22 protein-coding genes are annotated in these 20320 nt (G+C 64.8%); 16 read left to right on the top strand and 6 right to left on the bottom strand.

The window, feature by feature from the left end:
• Positions 1–26: 26 nt before the first annotated feature.
• Positions 27–578, bottom strand: a complete 552-nt coding sequence (locus tag SD196_RS21140) for an NUDIX hydrolase (RefSeq protein ID WP_275608333.1) — start codon at positions 576–578, stop codon at positions 27–29.
• 139 nt (positions 579–717) lie between these two features.
• Between SD196_RS21140 and SD196_RS21135 the strand changes: the two genes are divergently transcribed.
• The 5 genes from SD196_RS21135 to SD196_RS21115 are packed head-to-tail and all read left to right on the top strand — an operon-like array spanning position 718 to position 4027.
• Complete coding sequence (locus SD196_RS21135; RefSeq protein WP_370599932.1) at positions 718–1314, top strand: CoA pyrophosphatase; 597 nt, start codon at positions 718–720, stop codon at positions 1312–1314.
• A 46-nt stretch (positions 1315–1360) separates the two neighbouring features.
• A complete protein-coding gene (locus tag SD196_RS21130) occupies positions 1361–1885 on the top strand; it encodes a gamma carbonic anhydrase family protein (RefSeq protein WP_275608332.1) in 525 nt (174 codons plus the stop codon).
• Positions 1882–2070 carry a DUF1289 domain-containing protein gene (locus SD196_RS21125; protein WP_275608331.1) on the top strand — a complete coding sequence of 63 codons (189 nt, stop codon included), beginning with the start codon at positions 1882–1884 and terminating at the stop codon, positions 2068–2070. The genes SD196_RS21130 and SD196_RS21125 overlap by 4 nt, the downstream gene beginning before the upstream one ends.
• A 53-nt stretch (positions 2071–2123) precedes the next feature.
• A complete protein-coding gene (gene purT, locus SD196_RS21120) occupies positions 2124–3305 on the top strand; it encodes a formate-dependent phosphoribosylglycinamide formyltransferase (protein ID WP_416310626.1) in 1182 nt (393 codons plus the stop codon).
• A complete protein-coding gene (locus SD196_RS21115; protein ID WP_343577709.1) occupies positions 3302–4027 on the top strand; it encodes an SGNH/GDSL hydrolase family protein in 726 nt (241 codons plus the stop codon). Before purT ends, SD196_RS21115 begins: the two co-directional genes overlap by 4 nt.
• 171 nt (positions 4028–4198) lie before the next feature.
• On the opposite strand, the gene SD196_RS21110 is transcribed toward SD196_RS21115, so the two are convergent.
• The 3 genes from SD196_RS21110 to SD196_RS21100 form a co-directional block, all read right to left on the bottom strand.
• A complete protein-coding gene (locus SD196_RS21110; RefSeq protein WP_416310625.1) occupies positions 4199–5512 on the bottom strand; it encodes an MFS transporter in 1314 nt (437 codons plus the stop codon).
• A 284-nt stretch (positions 5513–5796) separates the two neighbouring features.
• A complete protein-coding gene (locus SD196_RS21105; protein WP_275608327.1) occupies positions 5797–7092 on the bottom strand; it encodes an HlyC/CorC family transporter in 1296 nt (431 codons plus the stop codon).
• Positions 7093–7141: 49 nt separating this feature from the next.
• Positions 7142–7942 carry a cytochrome C assembly family protein gene (locus tag SD196_RS21100; RefSeq protein WP_416310624.1) on the bottom strand — a complete coding sequence of 267 codons (801 nt, stop codon included), beginning with the start codon at positions 7940–7942 and terminating at the stop codon, positions 7142–7144.
• 220 nt (positions 7943–8162) lie between these two features.
• Between SD196_RS21100 and ffh the strand changes: the two genes are divergently transcribed.
• The 6 genes from ffh (at position 8163) to SD196_RS21070 (ending at position 12192) form a co-directional block, all read left to right on the top strand.
• Positions 8163–9536, top strand: a complete 1374-nt coding sequence (gene ffh, locus SD196_RS21095) for a signal recognition particle protein (RefSeq protein WP_275608325.1) — start codon at positions 8163–8165, stop codon at positions 9534–9536.
• A gap of 144 nt (positions 9537–9680) precedes the next feature.
• On the top strand, positions 9681–9929 hold the full coding sequence (rpsP, locus tag SD196_RS21090; protein ID WP_015478455.1) for a 30S ribosomal protein S16: 249 nt from the start codon (positions 9681–9683) through the stop codon (positions 9927–9929).
• A 5-nt stretch (positions 9930–9934) separates the two neighbouring features.
• Positions 9935–10471 (top strand): ribosome maturation factor RimM, encoded by a 537-nt coding sequence (gene rimM / locus SD196_RS21085; protein ID WP_275608324.1) that lies wholly within the window; start codon positions 9935–9937, stop codon positions 10469–10471.
• Positions 10472–10474: 3 nt separating this feature from the next.
• On the top strand, positions 10475–11218 hold the full coding sequence (gene trmD, locus SD196_RS21080; protein ID WP_152225264.1) for a tRNA (guanosine(37)-N1)-methyltransferase TrmD: 744 nt from the start codon (positions 10475–10477) through the stop codon (positions 11216–11218).
• Positions 11219–11262: 44 nt separating this feature from the next.
• The gene (gene rplS / locus SD196_RS21075; RefSeq protein ID WP_009616363.1) at positions 11263–11613 is read left to right on the top strand and encodes a 50S ribosomal protein L19; all 351 of its coding nucleotides are present in this window, start codon (positions 11263–11265) and stop codon (positions 11611–11613) included.
• Positions 11614–11778: 165 nt separating this feature from the next.
• Complete coding sequence (locus tag SD196_RS21070) at positions 11779–12192, top strand: acyl-CoA thioesterase (protein WP_275608323.1); 414 nt, start codon at positions 11779–11781, stop codon at positions 12190–12192.
• Positions 12193–12262: 70 nt separating this feature from the next.
• On the opposite strand, the gene SD196_RS21065 is transcribed toward SD196_RS21070, so the two are convergent.
• Complete coding sequence (locus SD196_RS21065) at positions 12263–12940, bottom strand: hypothetical protein (protein ID WP_416310623.1); 678 nt, start codon at positions 12938–12940, stop codon at positions 12263–12265.
• A 98-nt stretch (positions 12941–13038) separates the two neighbouring features.
• On the bottom strand, positions 13039–14883 hold the full coding sequence (locus tag SD196_RS21060; RefSeq protein WP_275608321.1) for a cation:proton antiporter: 1845 nt from the start codon (positions 14881–14883) through the stop codon (positions 13039–13041).
• 92 nt (positions 14884–14975) lie between these two features.
• Here SD196_RS21060 and xerD point away from each other — a divergent pair, with 92 nt between their 5' ends.
• The 5 genes from xerD to SD196_RS21035 all read left to right on the top strand — a co-directional run bounded on the left by xerD (position 14976) and on the right by SD196_RS21035 (position 20205).
• Entirely contained in the window at positions 14976–15872 is an 897-nt protein-coding gene (gene xerD, locus SD196_RS21055; RefSeq protein WP_343577726.1) for a site-specific tyrosine recombinase XerD, read from the top strand.
• Between the two features lie 225 nt (positions 15873–16097).
• Positions 16098–16826, top strand: a complete 729-nt coding sequence (locus SD196_RS21050) for a DsbC family protein (RefSeq protein WP_275608319.1) — start codon at positions 16098–16100, stop codon at positions 16824–16826.
• Between the two features lie 174 nt (positions 16827–17000).
• The gene (locus SD196_RS21045; RefSeq protein ID WP_207888031.1) at positions 17001–18305 is read left to right on the top strand and encodes a homoserine dehydrogenase; all 1305 of its coding nucleotides are present in this window, start codon (positions 17001–17003) and stop codon (positions 18303–18305) included.
• A gap of 51 nt (positions 18306–18356) precedes the next feature.
• Positions 18357–19766 (top strand): threonine synthase, encoded by a 1410-nt coding sequence (thrC, locus tag SD196_RS21040; RefSeq protein ID WP_416310622.1) that lies wholly within the window; start codon positions 18357–18359, stop codon positions 19764–19766.
• Between the two features lie 157 nt (positions 19767–19923).
• Complete coding sequence (locus SD196_RS21035) at positions 19924–20205, top strand: DUF3509 domain-containing protein (protein WP_275608317.1); 282 nt, start codon at positions 19924–19926, stop codon at positions 20203–20205.
• Positions 20206–20320: the final 115 nt, after the last annotated feature.

Raw genomic sequence — 20320 nt, 5'->3', positions numbered from 1 at the left:
TGCCTTAGAGGCGGTGTACAGGTCTTTTAGTTCTTTTTCTGTGCCAGCATCGGTGCGATGGCTTCGTTGCGCACCGGGAAGCTCCGCTTGATCCGGTCCGCAAAGTAGCATTCTAAGGTACGGCCCACGGTGGGGAAAGCCAGCTCACCCCACGGGATGTCGGATTCTTCGAACAGTTTTACCTCCAGGCTCTCCTCGCCGGCGCGGAAGTCCAGGTCGGCCAGTTCGGCGCGGAAGAACATGTACACCTGGCTGATGTGCGGCAGGTCGTAGAGGGTATAGAGCTGCAGGTCGTGGACGCGGGCGCAGGCTTCTTCGAGGGTTTCCCGCGCAGCGGCCTGCTCCAGGGTCTCGCCGTTCTCCATGAAGCCGGCGGGCAGGGTCCAGAAGCCCTGGCGCGGCTGAATGGCGCGACGGCACAGCAGGATGCGCCCTTCCCACACCGGCAGGCAGCCGGCGACGATGCGAGGGTTCTGGTAATGCACGGTATGGCACTGGTCGCAGACGTAGCGCGGGCGGTTGTCGCCGCTGGGGATGCGCAGGCTCACGGGAGCGCCGCACTGACTGCAGAATTTCATGCCGTTTCCTTGTTCGAATATGCGCCCATCTTGCGCGCTGCGCCGGGCACGCAGCAAGGGGCGGGGCTTGGGCAGTTCGGTCTTTCGTGCCATGATCGTTCAATTAAAAGAATCGGCCCTTTCCCGCAGGATGTTCGGCATGCTGGACCAGCTGCGCCAACGCATACAGGCGCACACGCCTCGCGACTTCGAAACGGACCGCAGCTTCCCGGAAGCGGCGGTCCTGCTCCCCATCACTCCCCAGGAAGAACTCGTGCTCACGTTGCGCGCGACGGGGCTGTCCACCCACAGCGGCGAGGTGGCATTCCCCGGTGGGCGACGCGACCCCGAGGACGTCGACCTGATCCATACCGCCCTGCGCGAGGCGGAAGAGGAGATCGCCCTGCCGCCCGGGCTGGTGGAAGTGGTCGGGCCGTTGAGCACGTTGCTGTCCCGTCACGGTATCCTGGTCAAGCCATTCGTCGGCTTCGTCCCGGACTTCGTCGAGTACCGCCCCAATGACGGCGAGATTGCCGAAGTCTTCAAGGTGCCGCTGGAGTTCTTCCGTGGCGACCCGCGGGAAACCACTCATCGCATCGATTATTTCGGCCGCAGCTGGTACGTCCCCAGCTACCTCTACGAGGGGTACAAGATCTGGGGGTTGTCGGCGATCATGCTGGTCGAGTTGGTCAATCTGCTGTATGACGCCCGCATCGACCTGCACCAACCGCCCGCGCAGTTCATCAAGCTGAGCTGACGCCTATAAAGAGCCGAACGAGCGGCCCCCGCCTGAGGAGAAACCCATGAAGTACCGCCTGGGCTCGTCCCAAGTCGAAACCCATCCGGAAAGCTGGATCGCCCCCACGGCCACGGTGATCGGCAAGGTTCGCCTGGATGCCGGCGCCAGCGTGTGGTTCAACGCCGTGCTGCGTGGCGACAACGAGCTGATCCACATCGGCGAGAACAGCAACGTGCAGGATGGCACCGTGATCCACACCGACATGGGCTTCCCGCTGACCCTGGGCAAGGGCGTGACCATCGGCCACAACGCCATGCTGCACGGCTGCCAGGTGGGCGATTACAGCCTGATCGGCATCAACGCGGTGGTCCTCAACGGCGCGAAGATCGGCAAGTACTGCATCATCGGCGCCAACGCGCTGATCCCCGAGGGCAAGGAAATTCCCGACGGCTCCCTGGTGATGGGCTCGCCCGGCAAGGTGGTGCGCGAGCTGACCGAGGCGCAGAAGAAGATCCTCGAAGCCAGCGCCGCCCATTACGTGCACAACGCCCAGCGTTACGCCCGCGAGTTGGCCGAGCAGGAAGAATGACAGTAGAACGTCCCGTGGCCTCGCCCTGCGTGCATGTCTGCGCGCTGGATGACGCCGACATCTGCCTGGGCTGCCAGCGCAGCGCCGACGAAATCACCCGCTGGGGGCGCATGGACAACGCCGAACGCCGCGAGGTGCTCCGGCGTTGCGAAGAGCGCGCCCGCCAGCAGGGCGTGCTGATCTAGCACGCCGCCGAGCTTTTTCGTTTCAACACTTTCCCTTCCCGAGGTTTCACGCAATGCCCCGTATTGGAACTCCCCTGTCGCCGAGCGCGACCCGTGTACTGCTCTGTGGCTCCGGCGAGCTGGGCAAGGAAGTGGCGATCGAACTGCAGCGCCTGGGTTGCGAGGTGATCGCCGTTGACCGTTACGAGAACGCACCGGCGATGCAGGTGGCGCACCGTAGCCATGTGATCAGCATGCTCGACGGCGGGGCCCTGCGCGCGGTGATCGAGCAGGAAAAACCGCACTACATCGTGCCGGAGATCGAAGCCATCGCCACCGCGACCCTGGTCGAGTTGGAGAGCGAAGGCTACACCGTCGTCCCCACCGCCCGCGCCGCACAGCTGACCATGAACCGCGAGGGCATCCGTCGCCTGGCCGCCGAGGAACTGGGCCTGCCCACCTCGCCGTATCACTTCGCCGATACCTACGAGCAATATGCCGCCGGTGTTGCTGCCGTGGGCTACCCCTGCGTGGTCAAGCCGATCATGAGCTCCTCCGGCAAGGGCCAGAGCGTGCTGAAATCCGATGCCGACCTGAAGGCCGCCTGGGACTACGCCCAGGAGGGTGGCCGCGCCGGCAAGGGCCGGGTGATCGTCGAGGGCTTCATCGACTTCGACTACGAGATCACCCTGCTGACCGTTCGTCACATCGGCGGCACCACCTTCTGTGCCCCCATCGGCCACCGCCAGGTGAAGGGCGACTACCACGAGTCCTGGCAGCCCCAGGCCATGAGCCCAAAGGCGCTGGCCGAATCCGAGCGCGTGGCCAAGGCGGTCACCGAGGCGCTGGGCGGTCGCGGCCTGTTTGGCGTGGAACTGTTCGTGAAGGGCGATCAGGTGTGGTTCAGCGAAGTCTCGCCGCGCCCGCATGACACCGGCCTGGTGACCCTGATTTCCCAGGACCTTTCCGAGTTCGCCCTGCACGCCCGCGCCATCCTCGGTCTGCCGATCCCGGTGATCCGCCAGCTGGGCGATTCCGCCTCGGCGGTGATTCTGGTGGAAGGCAAGTCCGACAAGGTGGCCTTCGCCAACCTCGGCGCCGCCCTGAGCGAGCCGGATACCGCGCTGCGCCTGTTCGGCAAGCCGGAAGTCGACGGTCAGCGCCGCATGGGCGTGGCCCTGGCGCGCGACGAGTCGATCGACGCGGCCCGCGCCAAGGCGACCCGTTCGGCCCAGGCGGTCAACGTCGAGCTGTGAGCCGCTGGGCGGGGTTGATGTGGTGGGCGGCGGCATTGCCGCTGCTGCCGCTGGCCCTGCCCATGGCCGTGCGCACCCGGCGCACGGCCTTGCGCCTGGCTCCCGCGGCGGGTGTCTGCGAAGGCGTCGCCGGCATCGAGAAGCCAGGCGAACCCTTTCGTCTTCTACTGCTGGGTGAGTCCACGGTCGCCGGAGTCGGCGCATCCTGCCTGGATTTTGCCCTGGCCGGGCGCCTGGCGCTGGCGCTTTCCTGTCGGCTGGAGCGTCCCGTCGCCTGGCGTGCGATCGGGGAGAACGGTATTACCGCCGGCGAGGCCTGTGAGCGCTTGTTACCAATGGCGGCGGATCAGGATTACGACCTGGTGGCGCTGGTCTTCGGCGTCAACGATACGACCCACTTCAGTTCCAGCCAGCGCTGGTTGGGCTCTCTCAAACAACTGATCGGGCATTTCCGAACCCGTGGCGCGCGCGTGGTATGCACGGCGGTGCCGCCGCTGCAGCATTTCACCGCGCTGCCGTGGCTGTTGCGGCAACTACTGGGCTGGCGCGCGGCGTTGCTGGATCGCCAGCTCGGTACGCTGGCCCTGACGCAGGGCGCCGGTTATTGCGAGGTCAGCCTGGAAATGCAGCCGCAGTTCCTCGCCATCGACGGTTATCACCCCTCGGCGCTGGGCTATCAGGTCTGGGGCGAACACCTGGCGCAGTGGCTGGTGCAGTCGTAGGGCGTACAACCGTCCGCGGTTGTACGCCGATACACCTTGGTCTGCCGCGCCTCCGGGGCTGAGCCCGGAGCGCCTTGCATGTTGTAGGAGCGAGCTTGCTCGCGAACCGCCCAGCGCTGAAGTAGCCGGATACCTCTGTTCGCGACCACGCTCGCTCCTGCAGGTCGGACTTCAGTCGATGTTGTCCAGATCGCTCTCGCGCGTCTCCCGCAGGCACAGCACGGCCAGCAGGCTGAGTGCCGCCGCCACCGAAACGTAGCCACCCACCCAGCTCAGTCCGCCCATGCCCACCAGCTTCTGCGCGATGTACGGCGCCACCGAGGCACCGAGGATGCCGCCCAGGTTGTAGGCCGCCGAAGCGCCGGTGTAGCGCACGTGGGTGGGGAAGAGCTCCGGCAGCAGCGCGCCCATGGGGGCGAAGGTAACGCCCATCAGGAACAGCTCCAGTGCCAGGAAGATCGCCACCTCGACCGAGGAGCCCTGGCTCAGCAGTGGCTGCATGGCGAAGCCGGAGGTGATCGCAGCGATACAACCAACGATCAGCACCGGCCTGCGCCCGAAGCGGTCACTCAGCCAGGCGGAGAGCGGCGTGGCGGCGGCCATGAAGAGCACGGCGAAGCACAGCAGGCCAAGGAACTGTTCGCGGCTGTAACCCAGGCTGGTCACGCCGTAGCTCAGCGAGAACACCGTGGAGATATAGAAGAGGGCGTAGCACACCACCATTGCCAGGGCGCCGAGCAGCGTCGGCCGCCAATGTCTGGCGAACAGCTCGGCGATCGGCAGGCTGGAGCGTTCGTGACGCGCCATGGCCTTGGCGAACACCGGGGTTTCCACCAGCTTCAGGCGCACGTACAGGCCGACGATCACCAGCACGGCGCTGAGGATGAACGGGATGCGCCAGCCCCACGCGCGGAACTGCTCCTCGCTGAGCAGCATGGCCAGGCAGAGGAACAGGCCGTTGGCGGCGAGGAAGCCGATCGACGGGCCCATCTGCGGGAACATGCCGAACCAGGCGCGACGGCCCTTCGGCGCATTCTCCGTGGCTAGCAGCGCGGCGCCGCCCCACTCCCCGCCCAACCCCAGGCCCTGGCCGAAGCGCAGCACGCAGAGCAGGATGGGCGCCCAGGCACCGATGCTGTCATAGCCCGGCAGCAGGCCGATCAGGGTGGTCGACACGCCCATCAGCAGCAGCGAGGCTACCAGGGTGGATTTGCGTCCGATGCGGTCGCCGAAGTGACCGAACAGCGCCGAGCCCAGCGGGCGGGCGAGGAAGGCGATGCCGAAGGTGAGGAAGGCGCTCAGCGCCTGGGCGGTGCCCGATGTCTGTGGGAAGAACACTGGGCCGATTACCAGCGCGGCGGCGGTGGCGTAGACGTAGAAGTCGTAGAACTCGATGGCGGTGCCGATGAAGCTGGCCACTGCGACACGGGTGGTGGAGTTGGTCTGTTCGGCCGGCTGTTCGGCGTCGAAGGTGGTGCTGGTCATGCGGGTCGGTCCCTGGCAGTCCTGCTCGGCGACGACTCTGCGGTCGTGTCCGGCATCATGAAGAGGCATCGCCGTGGCGCGAGAAGGAAGCGCGGCCCGGGTCGGGGCAGGGGGACGCGGCTCGCGGCGGGTCAGGGCGAGGCCGGCTGCTTCGCAAGGCAACGACGCGGGGTCGAGGCTCGGCGGGGCGTGCGATTGACTGGCCAGCGGGGTGTCGTGGGTAGCGGCGGGCGCTGGCGGGAGGCTGGGTAAGCCGTCCGGATTATAGGGGCGGGTGGGGCCGCTCAGGCAAGCTCGTCGCGGTGCGGCGCGGGTGGTGTAGGAATGCCGGGTTGCCAGACGCGCACGCTTTTCACGCGGTTCTCGCCGGACTGGAGGATTTCCAGGCGGTAGCGGCCGATCTTCAGGCACACCGCGCAGTCGGGAATCTGTTCAAGGGCTTCGGTGACCAGGCCGTTGAGGGTCTTGGGGCCGTCGCTGGGCAGTTGCCAGCCCAGGGCGCGGTTGAGGTCGCGCAGGTTGGCCGAGCCGTCGATCACATAGGTGCCATCGGCCTGCGGGTGGATATCGGGGTTGCGCAGGGCGTCCTGGTTGCTGAATTCGCCGACGATCTCTTCGAGGATGTCTTCCAGGGTGATGATGCCGATCACCTCGCCATACTCGTCAACGACGATGCCGATGCGTCGCTTCTGCTTCTGGAAGTTGATCAGCTGGGTCGACAGCGGCGTGCTCTCGGGCACGAAGTAGGGCTCCAGGCACGCGGCCTTGAGGCTGTCCTTGGTCAGCTGGTTGTGGGTCAGCAGGCGGGCGATCTGGCGCATGTGCACCACGCCCTCGACCTGGTTGATGTCATTGCGGAACACCGGCAGGCGGGTGTGGGTGGTGTTGCGCAGCTGGCCGATGATGGTTTCCAGCTCGTCGTCCAGGTCGATGCCCTGCACCTCGTTGCGTGGCACCATCAGGTCGTTCACGGTGATCTTTTCCAGATCGAGGATGCTCAGCAGCATGTTCTGCCGGTTGGCGGTGAGCTTCTCGCTGGACTCGCTGACCACGCTCTTGAGCTCCTCGCTGCTCAGCGGCTTGCTGACACGCTGGGTCGGGTCGAGGCCGCAGGCCCGCAGCAGCAGGTTGCTCACCCCGGTCATCAGCCACAGCAGCGGGCTGAACAGCTTCTGCAGCCACAGCAGCGGCAGGCTGGCGGGGAAGGCGACGTTTTCCGGGCGCAGCGTGGCGTAGGTCTTGGGGGTGATCTCGCCGAAGATCAGCAGCACCAGGGTCAGGACGATGGTGGTCGGCGCGACGGCAGCCTCGCCCCACAGGCGCAGGGCCAGCAGGGTGGCCAGGGCGGAGGCGACGATGTTGACGAAGTTGTTGCCGATCAGGATGGTGCCCAACAGCCGGTCGGTGCGCAGCAGCAGCCAGCTGGTGCGCCGTGCACCGCGGTTGCCCTGCTTGGACAGGTGGCGCAGGCGGTAGCGATCGAGGCTCAGGACGCCGGTCTCGACGCTGGAGAAGAACGCGGAACACACCAGCAGGAAGACCAGCAGGCCGATCATGTAGCCGGGGTGGATGTCGCCCATGCGTCGGGTTCCTTCGGCGTTTCGCGGCGGTGCGGCACCGCCGCCAGCGTCAGATGTGCAGGATGAATTCCTTGACCAGCTTGCTGCCGAAATAGGCCAGCATCAACAGGCAGAAACCTGCCAGGGTCCAGCGAATGGCCTTGTGACCACGCCAGCCGAGCTGGTGGCGGCCCCACAGCAGCACGGCGAACACCATCCAGGCGAAGCAGGAGAGGATGGTCTTGTGCGCCAGGTGCTGGGCGAACAGGTTGTCGACGAACAGCCAGCCGGAGATCAGCGACAGCGAGAGCAGCGACCAGCCGCCCCAGAGGAAGCCGAACAGCAGGCTTTCCATGGTCTGCAGCGGCGGGAAGTTGCGGATCAGGCCCGACGGGTGCTTGTGCTTGAGCTGATGGTCCTGCACCAGCAACAGCAGCGCCTGGACCACGGCGATGGTCAGCAGGCCGTAGGCGAGGATCGACAGCAGGATGTGCGCGAGGATGCCCGGCTGTTCATTGATCGGCTCGATGGTGCCGTGGGGCACGAACGCCGCCAGCAGGGTGGTCAGGGCGCCCAGCGGATAGAGGAAGATCAGCAGGTTGTGCACCGGGATGCGCAGGCAGGCCAGCAGCGTCAGTGCGGTAACCGCGGCGGAGATCAGGCTGGCGGCGTTGAAGAAGTCCAGCACCAGGCCGCCGGGCGTCAGCAGCTCCTGGCTCAGGCTGTAGGCCTGGCAGAGCAGGGCGGCCAGGCCCAGCAGGAGGAGCAGCGGTTTCTGCGGCGGGGTGCGGCGGGCCAGGCTAACGCTCTGGTAGACGGTAGTGCCGATATAGAGGACGGCGGCGATCAGGCTGGGCAGCAGAGGTTGCATAAGTCCTTGGAACAGTCCTTGGAAGGGGGACCCGAAAGGCCGTGAGTGTGGCACAGAACGGCCGGGTCTAGAAAGCCGCTGAGAACAGTTCGCTTCTAGCCTGGGCGCGGTCCGTCACAGAGGGATCATCGGCGGTGTTGGCGCTGGCCGCACTTCGCTATAATCGCCGGCTTGCTGACAAGCCAAACCCTGACCCGACCGGGTCTGATTAGGAACGCGCATGTTCGAAAACCTTACAGATCGCCTTTCGCAAACGCTGCGCCACGTTACCGGCAAGGCCAAGCTGACCGAGGACAACATCAAGGACACGCTCCGCGAAGTGCGGATGGCCCTGCTGGAGGCCGACGTGGCCCTGCCGGTGGTCAAGGACTTCGTCGCCAAGATCAAGGATCGCGCGGTCGGCACCGAGGTTTCCAAGAGCCTGACCCCGGGCCAGGCCTTCGTGAAGATCGTCCAGGCCGAACTGGTCGAGCTGATGGGCGCGGCCAACGAGGACCTCGATCTCGCCGCCGCTCCACCGGCGGTCATCCTGATGGCCGGCCTGCAGGGCGCGGGCAAGACCACCACCGCCGGCAAGCTGGCGCGCTTCCTCAAGGAGCGCAAGAAGAAGTCCGTGCTGGTGGTATCCGCCGACGTTTACCGCCCGGCGGCGATCAAGCAGCTGGAAACCCTGGCCAATGACATCGGCGTGACCTTCTTCCCGTCCGATACCAGCCAGAAGCCGGTGGCCATCGCTGAAGCTGCGATCCGCGAGGCGAAGCTGAAGTTCATCGACGTGGTGATCGTGGATACCGCCGGTCGCCTGCACGTCGACGCCGAGATGATGGACGAGATCAAGCAGGTCCACGCGGCGATCAAGCCGGTGGAAACCCTGTTCGTGGTCGACGCCATGACCGGTCAGGACGCTGCCAACACCGCCAAGGCCTTCAACGACGCCCTTCCGCTGACCGGCGTGGTGCTGACCAAGGTCGACGGCGACGCCCGTGGCGGTGCCGCGCTGTCCGTGCGCGCCATCACCGGCAAGCCGATCAAGTTCCTCGGCATGGGCGAGAAGAGCGAAGCGCTCGATCCGTTCCACCCCGACCGCGTGGCCTCGCGCATCCTCGGCATGGGCGACGTGCTCAGCCTGATCGAGCAGGCCGAGCAGAACATGGACCGCGAGAAGGCCGAGAAGCTCGCGAAGAAGATCAAGAAGGGCAAGGGCTTCGACCTCGAAGACTTCCGCGACCAGCTGCAGCAGATGAAGAACATGGGCGGCCTGGGCAGCCTGATGGACAAGCTGCCGATGCTCGGCGGCGTCAACCTGTCGCAGATGGGCAACGCGCAGAACGCGGCGGAGAAGCAGTTCAAGCAGATGGAGGCGATCATCAACTCCATGACCCCGGCCGAGCGCCGTGACCCGGAAGTGATCAGTGGTTCGCGCAAGCGCCGCATCGCCCTGGGTTCCGGTACCCAGGTTCAGGATGTCGGCCGTCTCATCAAGCAGCACAAGCAGATGCAGAAGGTAATGAAGAAGGTCACCGCCAAGGGTGGCATGGCGAAGATGATGCGCGGCATGGGCAGCATGTTCCCCGGCGGCATGCCCAAGATGTGACCCCAGACGGCCCGCCGCCCGGCGGGCCGGACGCGCTGCGGCTTGCGGCGCGGGGCTTTAGCTCATAGAATATGCGGCCTTTCGGGCTCTGTGCCCGGGGGCTGCATTTCTTTTTTGCAAGCAAACCATAGGAACAACGTACGCATGGTAACCATTCGTCTGGCTCGTGGCGGCTCCAAGAAGCGCCCGTTCTATCACCTGACCGTGACCAACAGCCGCAACGCTCGTGACGGCCGTTTCGTTGAGCGCGTCGGCTTCTTCAACCCTGTTGCAACTGGTGCCGAGGTCAAGGTCTCGATCAACCAGGAGCGTCTGAACTACTGGCTGAGCCAAGGCGCTCAACCGTCTGAGCGTGTTGCTCAGCTGATCAAGGAAGCCGCCAAGGCTGCCTGAGATCGATGAACACGAAGCCTGCTCCCGCCGAGGAGATGATCGTTCTCGGCAAGATCGTATCGGTGCACGGCATTCGTGGTGAGGTGAAGGTGTATTCCTTTACCGATCCGTTGGACAACCTGCTGGATTACCGTCGCTGGACGCTCAAGCGTGGCAACGAGGTTCGACAGGCTGAGCTGGTTCAAGGTCGCGTGCAGGGCAATGTCCTGGTCGCGAAGCTGAAGGGACTGGATGATCGCGAGATCGCCCGCACCTTCGCTGAATTCGAAATCCTGGTTCCGCGCAGCGAGCTGCCGGTGCTGGACGATGGCGAATTCTACTGGAGCCAGTTGGAAGGTCTCAGGGTGATCGACCAGAACGGGCAACTGTTCGGGATTCTCGACCACATGCTGGAGACCGGCGCCAACGATGTGATGGTAGTCAAGCCCTGCGCAGGCAGCCTGGACGACCGTGAACGCCTGCTCCCGTATACGGATCAGTGCGTGCAAGCGGTGGACCTGGAAGCTGGCGAGATTCGGGTGGACTGGGACGCGGACTTCTAATTCATGTGGATTGGAGTCATCAGCATCTTCCCGGAGATGTTTCGCGCCATCAGCGACTATGGCATCACGAGTCGCGCGGTCAAGCAGGAGCTGATTCAGCTTCAGTGCTTCAACCCGCGGAGCAACACCGAGGACCGTCACCAGACGGTGGATGACCGGCCTTTCGGCGGTGGTCCCGGCATGGTGATGAAAATCAAGCCGCTTGAAGGCGCACTGGGCGATGCCCGGCAAGCCGCAGGCGGACCGGCGAAGGTGATCTACCTCTCGCCGCAAGGTCGCAAGCTCACGCAAGCGGCCGTGAAGGAACTGGCGAACGAGGAACGACTGATCCTGATCGCCGGGCGTTACGAAGGCATCGACGAGCGCTTCATTGAAGAGCATGTCGATGAGGAATGGTCAGTTGGCGATTATGTCCTGTCCGGGGGTGAGCTTCCGGCCATGGTGCTGATTGACGCGGTCACGCGATTGTTGCCCGGTGCACTGGGCCACGTGGACTCCGCCGAGGAGGACTCCTTCACGGATGGCCTGCTCGACTGTCCGCACTACACCCGACCCGAGGTGTACGCAGACAAACGTGTTCCTGAGGTGCTGCTCAGCGGCAACCACGAACACATCCGGCGCTGGCGTTTGCAGCAGTCCTTAGGCAGGACCTGGGAACGACGTGCCGATCTTCTGGATTGCCGCTCGCTTTCTGGAGAAGAGAAGAAGCTGCTGGAGGAATATATCCGCCAGCGGAACGATAGTTAACGTATCGATGGCGAGCGCCGAGCGCTTGTCTTAGGAGCACTGAAATGACCAACAAGATCATTCAGCAGATCGAAGCTGAACAGATGAACAAAGAGATTCCGGCGTTCGCCCCCGGCGACACCGTAATCGTCCAGGTTAAAGTGAAGGAAGGCGACCGTCAGCGTCTGCAGGCCTTCGAAGGCGTTGTCATCGGCAAGCGCAACCGCGGCCTGAACAGCGCGTTCACCGTTCGCAAGATCTCCAACGGCGTAGGCGTAGAGCGTACCTTCCAGACCTACAGCCCGCTGGTAGACAGCGTTTCCGTCAAGCGTCGCGGCGACGTGCGCAAGGCCAAGCTGTACTACCTCCGCGAACTGTCCGGCAAGGCAGCGCGCATCAAGGAAAAACTGGTCTAAGTCACCGGTCTTTCCCGAAAAAAGCAGCCCACGGGCTGCTTTTTTCTTGCCCGGCGTTTGCCGGCTGGCCACTTCGGCCCCGTTCCCATCTGCCCCCGGCAGCGCACGACAAGCACAACATCCGCAGCACCGGCAGCCACCTTCAATGCATCAGGTAGCAGTGGCATGAGCCCCAGAGAGCAAGAAATCCTTCGCCGCACGACGCTTTCGGAAACCCGCGTGACCAAGGCGATCTTCCCGCCCACCACCAACCACCACAACACCCTGTTCGGCGGCACCGCGCTGGCCTGGATGGACGAAGTCTCGTTCATCGCCGCGACGCGCTTCTGCCGCCTGCCACTGGTGACCGTGTCCACCGACCGCATCGATTTCAAGCACCCGATCCCCGCCGGCTCCATCGTCGAGCTGATTGGCCGGGTGGTGAAGGTCGGCAACACCAGCCTGAAGGTCGAGGTCGAGGTGTTCGTCGAGAGCATGTCCGCCGACGGCCGCGAGAAGGCCATTCACGGGTTGTTCAGCTTCGTCGCCATCGATGATGAGAAGCGCCCGGTGCCGGTCCTGCCGGGTTTCGAGGCCTGATACGCAAGAAGGCGCCCGTGGGCGCCTTCTTTCATTTCGATGTCGGTCAGCTCGTTCCTACACAAAAGACTCAGTGGCGCAGGCTGATCTTCAGCGAAGCCTGGGACAGGTCAATGTTCTGCAGGCTCAGGCTGCCCATGCTCTGGGTCTTGGGCGCGCCGGCGACACGGATGTTGTCGAAGCGCACTTCGCCGATGGAGCTGGGCAGGCGCACGTTGATCGAGCCGTCGGCATTGAAGGTCGAGGAGGCGTGCGCGGTGTCGTATTGCACGTCACGCATGGAGGTTTCGGCGTTCAGACTGTCCACTACCGGCAGCACCAGGCGCGCGAGCTGCTTGACGGTGCCCACGCCGTCGCCGCCTTCGGCACTGACCAGGAGGCTTTGCAGGGTGTCATCGAAGCCCTGGGCGTTGATGTTGCTCATCTCATGGTCGCTGAGCGGTTTCAGGCCGTGGGGCGCTTCATGGCGGGTGATGCTGGTCGGAGCCTGACGCTGCACGTCCGCGCTGGCCAGCTGAAACGGGCTGAGCAATGCCGCCAGGAGCGTCGCCGCCAGGCGCACGTTGTTCTGCTTCTTCAGGGCCCGCCCGAGCTGGCGTTCGCTGATCCAGCCCTGCTGGATCAGCGTTTCGCCCAGGCGCAACCCGTTGCTGAGCTGGAGCTGGATGGCGTGGTCCAGCTGTTGGGAGGTGATCAGTCCCTTGCTGACCAGGATCTGACCGAGGCGGGAGTTCTGCTGACTGGGCATGGCGGTAAGCTTCATTGGTGCAATGATGGCGTGATGCAATCATTGTCTGTCAGACGAATTCTGTCACCCACCTAAAGATAGGCTGACGCGGCCGATTGTCAGGTTATTGCGGCTTGCGCTGTTTCATTTGTACCCGCGACATTTTCCGGGGCTTCCTCCACCAGTGAGATCACCGTCCAGCCGGTGCCGGGCGTCAGCGGCCGGTCCGGGCTGGCGATGTGCAGGCGGCCGTTCGGGTCGCGGGCGAACAGCAGCAGCGCCCGGCTGCCGTGCTGGGCCTGGTATTCCTCCCAGCCGAAGTTGTCGCTGAGCAGCGTCGAGCGGACTTCCGCGCCGCGCGCGATCAAGCCGGCCATCTGCGGGTAGGTGATGGGCGTCTGGCCCAGGGGATGGCCGCGATGGCGGTCGCTGACACGATGCTTCTGGCTGCGGCGGCTGTCCTGGCTGCTGGGCAGGATGAAGCGCTGCCAGGGGCTGAATTCGTGGCGGAAGCTCATGCACATCAGGGCATTCAGCTCGGCGTTGGGGGACAGCGCCAGCAAATGCCCCAGGCCGATCAGGTCCAGGTGCGCCTCGGCATGTTGCGAGGCGGGGTTGCCGAAGTAGGTTGGCAGGTTCTCCATGCGCGCGGCGCGGGTGTTCTCCCAACTGGAGTCGGTGAGCAGCACCTGCACCCCGGCGTTCTGCAGGCCGACGCCGATGGCCCGCGCCACCGGGTTGGCACCGACGATCAGGAAGCCGGTGGGCACCGGCTCGGCGACTTTCAGCAGGCGGGCCAGTGGGCGCGCGGTGGCGCTTTGCAGGACCACGGTGCCGATGATCACCAGGAAGGTGAGGGGCACCAGTACGCCGGCCTGGGCGTGGCCGGCTTCCATCATGCGAATGGCGAAGATTGCCGATACTGCTGCGGCGACGATGCCGCGTGGCGCGATCCAGCTCAGCAGCGCGCGTTCGCGCCAGTTCAGTGCGGAGCCGGCGGTGGAGATCATCACGCTCAGTGGCCGGGCGACGAACTGGATCAGCGCCAGCACCAGCAGTGCAACCGGGCCAAGGCCGAGCAGCGCCGACATGTCCAGGCGCGCGGCCAGCAGCACGAACAGCCCGGAGATCAGCAGCACGCTGAGGTTTTCCTTGAAGTGCAGGATGTGCTTCACGTCGACGCCCTGCATGTTGGCCATGCGCAGGCCCATCACGGTCACGGCCAGCAGTCCCGATTCCGACATGACGTTGTTCGACAGCACGAACACGCCCAGGACCACGGACAGGGATGCCAGGTTATGCAGGTAATCCGGTAGCCAGTGCCGACGCAGGGCGACCCCCAGCGCCTGGCCGCCGACCAGGCCGAAGGCGATGCCGCAGCCGATCACGCTGACGAAGGTCAGCAGGCTGTCGGCCCAGCCCTGGCCGACGTCGCTGGCGGCGATGAAGGTGTAGACCACGACGGCCAGCAGGGCGCCGATGGGGTCGATGACGATGCCTTCCCAGCGCAGGATGTTGGCGATGGTCGCGTTAGGACGTACGACCCGCAGCATCGGCACGATCACCGTGGGGCCGGTGACCAGGGTGAGGGCGCCGAACAGCAGGGCCATTTCCCAGGTGAAGTCCAGCAGGTAGCGGGTCGCCAGGGCGATCACCCCCCAGGTGGTGAGCGCGCCGACGGTGACCATGCGACGGACCACGGTGCCGATTTCCTTCCATTCGTCCAGGCGCAGCGTCAGGCTGCCCTCGAACAGCACCAGGGCCACTGCGAGGGATACCACCGGGAACAGCAGCGGGCCGAACAGGTGTTCCGGGGTCAGGAGGTGCAGGACAGGGCCGATCAGAATACCGCTCAGCAGCAGGAACAGGATCGCCGGCAGGCGCAGGCGCCAGGCCAGCCACTGGCTGAGCAGGGAGGCGATGCCAATGCCGGCGAAGGCGAAGTAAGTGCTGTGTTCGTCCATGGTGGAGCCGGGTCCTTGCGCTGTTGACGGTGGAGTTGCGGGGGGCGGCTGTGGAAGACTAGTTCCACGCTTTTCTATTGATATAGCCTGACATGATGCCGGTTTCACATTCACTGATCGACCGATTCCTCGACGCCCTCTGGTTGGAAAAGGGTCTCTCCGACAACACTCGCAGCGCCTACGGCAGCGACCTCGCGCTGTTCAACGGCTGGCTCGACGAGCGCGGGGTGGCGCTGGAGTCGGCAGGGCGCGAGGTGATCCTCGATCATCTGGCCTGGCGCCTGGGCGAGGGTTATAAGGCCCGCTCCACGGCGCGCTTCCTCTCGGGGCTGCGCGGCTTCTATCGTTACTGCCTGCGAGAAGGGTTGATCGAGGAGGACCCGACGCTGCTGGTGGAACTGCCGCAACTGGGCAAGCCGCTGCCCAAGTCGCTCTCGGAGGCCGATGTCGAAGCGCTGCTGGCGGCGCCGGAGACCGACGATCCGCTCGGCCTGCGCGATCGCACCATGCTGGAGGTGCTCTACGCCTGCGGGCTGCGGGTCAGTGAATTGGTCGGGCTGACCCTGGAGCAGGTCAACCTGCGCCAGGGCGTGGTGCGCGTCATGGGCAAGGGCAGCAAGGAGCGGCTGGTGCCTCTGGGGGAGGAAGCCATCCTGTGGATCGAGCGCTACATGCGCGAAGCGCGGGCGGACCTGCTGGGCGGGCGCCCCAGTGACGTGCTGTTCCCCAGTCTGCGGGGCGAGCAGATGACCCGCCAGACCTTCTGGCACCGCATCAAGCTGCACGCGAAAGTCGCCGGCATCGGCAAGAGCCTGTCACCACACACCCTGCGCCATGCCTTCGCCACCCATCTGCTCAACCACGGAGCCGACCTGCGTGTGGTACAGATGCTGCTGGGGCACAGTGATCTTTCCACCACGCAGATCTACACCCATATCGCCCGGGCGCGCCTGCAGGACCTGCATGCACAGCATCACCCCAGGGGGTGAGCGGGGGCTCTAGCAACGCATGCGTTGCCCCGCAAACGACCGGCCATGGATGGCCGGGCCGGGTTGCGCTTGGGCAGGCTGTACCGACAGGGACGTCTACACCTTGTTCGATCTTTGCGATGCGGTCGTGAACCCCCGGTACGCCGAAGCTTCTCGCTACAGCCTGCGGCTCGGCCTGACCAGTAGGGTGTGATAGTCTTCGCCGACCGACATCAGGAGTTTTCCATGCGTTTGTCCCGACTTCTGGCTGCCGCGGCCCTTGGCCTCGTCAGCACCCTTGCTCTGGCCGCCGAGCCGGACCAGGCAATCCGCACCACCCTGCAGTCCCTGCAACCTGACCTGCCCATCGAGGCTATCGCCAAGAGCCCCCTCGAAGGCATCTACCAGGTGCAGCTCAAGGGCGGCCGCGTGCTCTATGCCAGCGCCGACGGCCAGTTCGTCGTTCAGGGCAACATCTATCAGGTGAAGGACGGCAAGCCGACCAACCTGACCGAAGCCGCCGAAAGCGCGGGCGTGGCCAAGACCATCAACGCCATCCCGACCGCCGACATGGTGGTCTTCCCGGCCAAGGGCGAGACCAAGGCGCACATCACCGTGTTCACCGATACCACCTGCCCGTACTGCCAGAAGCTGCATGCCGAAGTACCGGAACTGCAGAAGCGCGGTATCGAAGTGCGCTACCTGGCCTTCCCGCGCCAGGGCCCGAACTCGCCGGGTGATGCGCAGCTGCAGGCCGTGTGGTGCTCCAAGGACCGCCAGGCGGCCATGAGCGACATGTTCCACGAGAAGGAAGTGAAGGCCGCCAAGTGCGACAACCCGGTGAACAAGCAGCTGGAGTTGGGCCAGATGGTCGGTGTGCAGGGCACACCGGCGATCATCCTGGCCAACGGCCAGATGCTGCCGGGCTACCAGCCGGCCGGCCAGATCGCCAAGCTGGCGCTGGAAGCCAAGTAAGTCGCGGGCTGCGCTTGCATTGACTAATGGGGAACCGCTTCGTAATGTTCGGTTCCTTTTGACTATGGAACAGGCAGTCCGCCTGTTCTGATTTGGTGCCTGCTCCCATGCCCGCCTCGTTGCGGGCTTCGGTGTGTCAGGCGCCCCGATGCTGTAATCATGGGGAGTTTCAGCGTGAATCCGGTGAAAGTGGGAATCTGTGGGTTGGGGACCGTCGGTGGCGGTACCTTCAATGTACTCAAACGCAACGCCGAGGAGATTGCCCGCCGTGCCGGGCGTGGTATCGAGGTTGCGCAGATTGCCGCCCGTCGCCCCAATCCGAAGTGTGATACCGGCAGTACCCCCATTACTGCCGACATCTTCGACGTGGCGAACAACCCGGAAATCGACGTCGTCATCGAGCTGATCGGCGGTTACACCCTGGCCCACGAGCTGGTGCTCAAGGCCATCGAGAACGGCAAGCACGTGGTCACTGCCAACAAGGCGCTGATCGCCGTGCACGGCAACGAAATCTTCGCCAAGGCCCGCGAGAAGGGCGTCATCGTCGCCTTCGAAGCCGCCGTGGCCGGCGGCATCCCGGTGATCAAGGCGATCCGCGAGGGCCTGGCCGCCAACCGCATCAACTGGCTGGCCGGCATCATCAACGGCACCGGCAACTTCATCCTCACCGAGATGCGTGAGAAGGGCCGCGCCTTCGCCGACGTGCTGAAGGAAGCCCAGGCGCTGGGTTATGCCGAAGCCGATCCGACCTTCGACGTGGAAGGCATCGACGCCGCGCACAAGCTGACCATCCTGGCGTCCATCGCTTTCGGCATCCCGCTGCAGTTCGACAAGGCCTACACCGAAGGCATCACCCAGCTGACCACTGCCGACGTGAACTACGCCGAGGCACTGGGCTACCGCATCAAGCACCTGGGCGTTGCGCGCCGTACCGACAGCGGTATCGAGCTGCGCGTGCACCCGACCCTGATCCCGGCCGACCGCCTGATCGCCAATGTGAACGGCGTGATGAACGCGGTCATGGTCAACGGCGATGCCGCCGGTTCCACGCTGTTCTACGGCGCCGGCGCCGGCATGGAGCCCACCGCATCCTCGGTGGTCGCCGACCTGGTGGACGTGGTTCGCGCCATGACCGCCGACCCGGAGAACCGCGTGCCGCACCTGGCCTTCCAGCCGGACTCGCTCTCCGACCACCCGATCCTGCCGATCGACGCCTGCGAAAGCGCCTACTACCTGCGCATCCAGGCCAAGGACCATCCGGGCGTACTGGCCCAGGTGGCGACCATCCTCTCCGAGCGCGGCATCAACATCGAATCGATCATGCAGATGGAAGTCGAAGAGCATGACGGTCTGGTGCCGATGATCCTGGTTACCCACCGCGTGCTCGAGTCCCGCATCATCGAAGCCATCGCCGCGCTGGAAGCGCTGGATGACGTGGTCGGCAATGTCGTACGCATCCGCGTCGAACAACTGAACTGAATCGATCGCGGCGGCGCCTGCGCGCCGCCGCCCACCCGAAGGTTTCACACCATGCGTTACATCAGTACCCGCGGCCAGGCGCCCGCGCTGAACTTCGAAGACGTGCTGCTGGCTGGCCTGGCCAGCGACGGCGGCCTCTACGTGCCGGAAAACCTGCCGCGCTTCACCGTCGAAGAGATCGCCTCCTGGGCCGGCCTGCCGTACCACGAGCTGGCCTTCCGCGTGATGCGCCCGTTCGTTGCCGGCAGCATCTCCGACGCCGACTTCAAGAAGATCCTCGAAGAGACCTACGGTGTCTTCGCCCACAACGCCGTGGCGCCGCTGCGCCAGCTGAACGGCAACGAGTGGGTGCTGGAGCTGTTCCACGGCCCGACCCTGGCCTTCAAGGACTTCGCCCTGCAACTGCTCGGCCGCCTGCTCGACCATGTGCTGACCAAGCGCGGCGAGCGCGTGGTGATCATGGGCGCCACCTCCGGCGACACCGGCTCGGCCGCCATCGAAGGCTGCAAGGCCTGCGAGAACGTCGACATCTTCATCATGCACCCGCACAACCGTGTGTCCGAGGTGCAGCGCCGTCAGATGACCACCATCCTTGGCGAAAACATCCACAACATCGCCATCGAAGGCAACTTCGACGACTGCCAGGAGATGGTCAAGGCCAGCTTCGCCGACCAGGGCTTCCTGAAGGGCACCCGTCTGGTGGCGGTGAACTCGATCAACTGGGCGCGGATCATGGCCCAGATCGTTTACTACTTCCACGCCGCCATCCAGCTCGGCGCCCCGGCCCGTTCCGTGGCCTTCTCGGTGCCCACCGGCAACTTCGGCGACATCTTCGCCGGCTACCTGGCGCGCAACATGGGCCTGCCGGTCAGCCAGCTGATCGTCGCGACCAATCGCAACGACATCCTGCACCGCTTCATGTCCGGCAACCGCTACGACAAGGACACCCTGCACGCGTCGCTGTCGCCGTCCATGGACATCATGGTCTCGTCCAACTTCGAGCGCCTGCTGTTCGACCTGCATGGCCGCAACGGCAAGGCCGTCGCCGAGCTGATGGACAACTTCAAGGCCACCGGCAAGCTGGCCGTCGAAGATGACCGCTGGACCGAAGCCCGCCGCCTGTTCGACTCCCTGGCGGTGAGCGACGAAGAGACCTGCGAAACCATCGCCCAGGTCTACGCCGAATGTGGCGAACTGCTGGACCCGCACACCGCCATCGGCGTGCGCGCGGCCCGCGAATGCCGCCGCAGCCTGGCCGTGCCCATGGTCACCCTGGGCACCGCGCATCCGGTCAAGTTCCCGGAAGCGGTGGAGAAGGCCGGCATCGAGGCCGTTCCGGCACTGCCGGCGCACCTGGCCGACCTGTTCCAGCGCGAAGAGCGTTGCACCGTGCTGCCGAACGAACTGGCCAAGGTTCAGACCTTCGTCAGCGCCCACGGCAACCGTGGCAAGCCGCTCTGATCCCTCACGGATCGATGAAAAAGCCCGCCTCATGGCGGGCTTTTTCATGGGCGACTACCTGGGTCTTATGGACCAGCGGTAATAAGCAGGACGAACTTAATCGCCGGCGGTGATGTCTTCTCTTCAGGTTTTTCATTTCGCAACAAGGAGATATGACATGGACCGGCTGAGCGTACTGCTGACCGAGACCTTCGCTCCCTATACTCCGTCCCTGGGCTTGGCGCGCCCCGATGGCGGCCGCATCCTGACCCTGACCAACGACGAAGGCGAGGTTGTATTGCGCCGGGTGATCGATGGCCAGCAACTGGCCGATGAGAACCAGCGCGAGGAAGCGATCCAGTCGGTTCGCCGCGACCTGCTGATCCAGGAGGGGCGGATGGAGGACGATGTCATTGCTGCCCTGCGTCAGCGTGCTCAGGTGCTTAGCTACGGGATGTGATTGGGCCTGGTTTGCGCAAGTTAAAACGCCGCCCCCTGGGGCGGCGTTTGCGTTACTGGTCTGTAGCTACGGGGACGTGCTTTTGTAGGAGCGGACAGAGTCCGCTCCTACAAAA

The organism is Pseudomonas macauensis, assembly GCF_047902425.1.
In the GTDB taxonomy this organism is placed as follows: domain Bacteria; phylum Pseudomonadota; class Gammaproteobacteria; order Pseudomonadales; family Pseudomonadaceae; genus Pseudomonas.
Note: the sequence above shows the minus strand (reverse complement) of the source record. Positions and strands in the feature narration are given on the sequence as shown.

Bases quoted from the DNA above. Each gene is read 5' to 3' on its own strand.
- SD196_RS21070 (WP_275608323.1), top strand. From the start codon at position 11,779: ATGAGCCCCAGAGAGCAAGAAATCCTTCGCCGCACGACGCTTTCGGAA.
- xerD (WP_343577726.1), top strand. From the start codon at position 14,976: ATGATGCCGGTTTCACATTCACTGATCGACCGATTCCTCGACGCCCTC.
- SD196_RS21125 (WP_275608331.1), top strand. From the start codon at position 1,882: ATGACAGTAGAACGTCCCGTGGCCTCGCCCTGCGTGCATGTCTGCGCG.
- SD196_RS21110 (WP_416310625.1), bottom strand. From the start codon at position 5,512: ATGACCAGCACCACCTTCGACGCCGAACAGCCGGCCGAACAGACCAAC.
- rimM (WP_275608324.1), top strand. From the start codon at position 9,935: ATGAACACGAAGCCTGCTCCCGCCGAGGAGATGATCGTTCTCGGCAAG.
- thrC (WP_416310622.1), top strand. From the start codon at position 18,357: ATGCGTTACATCAGTACCCGCGGCCAGGCGCCCGCGCTGAACTTCGAA.
- SD196_RS21135 (WP_370599932.1), top strand. From the start codon at position 718: ATGCTGGACCAGCTGCGCCAACGCATACAGGCGCACACGCCTCGCGAC.
- SD196_RS21100 (WP_416310624.1), bottom strand. From the start codon at position 7,942: ATGCAACCTCTGCTGCCCAGCCTGATCGCCGCCGTCCTCTATATCGGC.
- rpsP (WP_015478455.1), top strand. From the start codon at position 9,681: ATGGTAACCATTCGTCTGGCTCGTGGCGGCTCCAAGAAGCGCCCGTTC.
- purT (WP_416310626.1), top strand. From the start codon at position 2,124: ATGCCCCGTATTGGAACTCCCCTGTCGCCGAGCGCGACCCGTGTACTG.
- SD196_RS21130 (WP_275608332.1), top strand. From the start codon at position 1,361: ATGAAGTACCGCCTGGGCTCGTCCCAAGTCGAAACCCATCCGGAAAGC.
- SD196_RS21105 (WP_275608327.1), bottom strand. From the start codon at position 7,092: ATGGGCGACATCCACCCCGGCTACATGATCGGCCTGCTGGTCTTCCTG.
- SD196_RS21035 (WP_275608317.1), top strand. From the start codon at position 19,924: ATGGACCGGCTGAGCGTACTGCTGACCGAGACCTTCGCTCCCTATACT.
- trmD (WP_152225264.1), top strand. From the start codon at position 10,475: ATGTGGATTGGAGTCATCAGCATCTTCCCGGAGATGTTTCGCGCCATC.
- rplS (WP_009616363.1), top strand. From the start codon at position 11,263: ATGACCAACAAGATCATTCAGCAGATCGAAGCTGAACAGATGAACAAA.
- SD196_RS21050 (WP_275608319.1), top strand. From the start codon at position 16,098: ATGCGTTTGTCCCGACTTCTGGCTGCCGCGGCCCTTGGCCTCGTCAGC.
- ffh (WP_275608325.1), top strand. From the start codon at position 8,163: ATGTTCGAAAACCTTACAGATCGCCTTTCGCAAACGCTGCGCCACGTT.
- SD196_RS21140 (WP_275608333.1), bottom strand. From the start codon at position 578: ATGAAATTCTGCAGTCAGTGCGGCGCTCCCGTGAGCCTGCGCATCCCC.
- SD196_RS21065 (WP_416310623.1), bottom strand. From the start codon at position 12,940: ATGCCCAGTCAGCAGAACTCCCGCCTCGGTCAGATCCTGGTCAGCAAG.
- SD196_RS21060 (WP_275608321.1), bottom strand. From the start codon at position 14,883: ATGGACGAACACAGCACTTACTTCGCCTTCGCCGGCATTGGCATCGCC.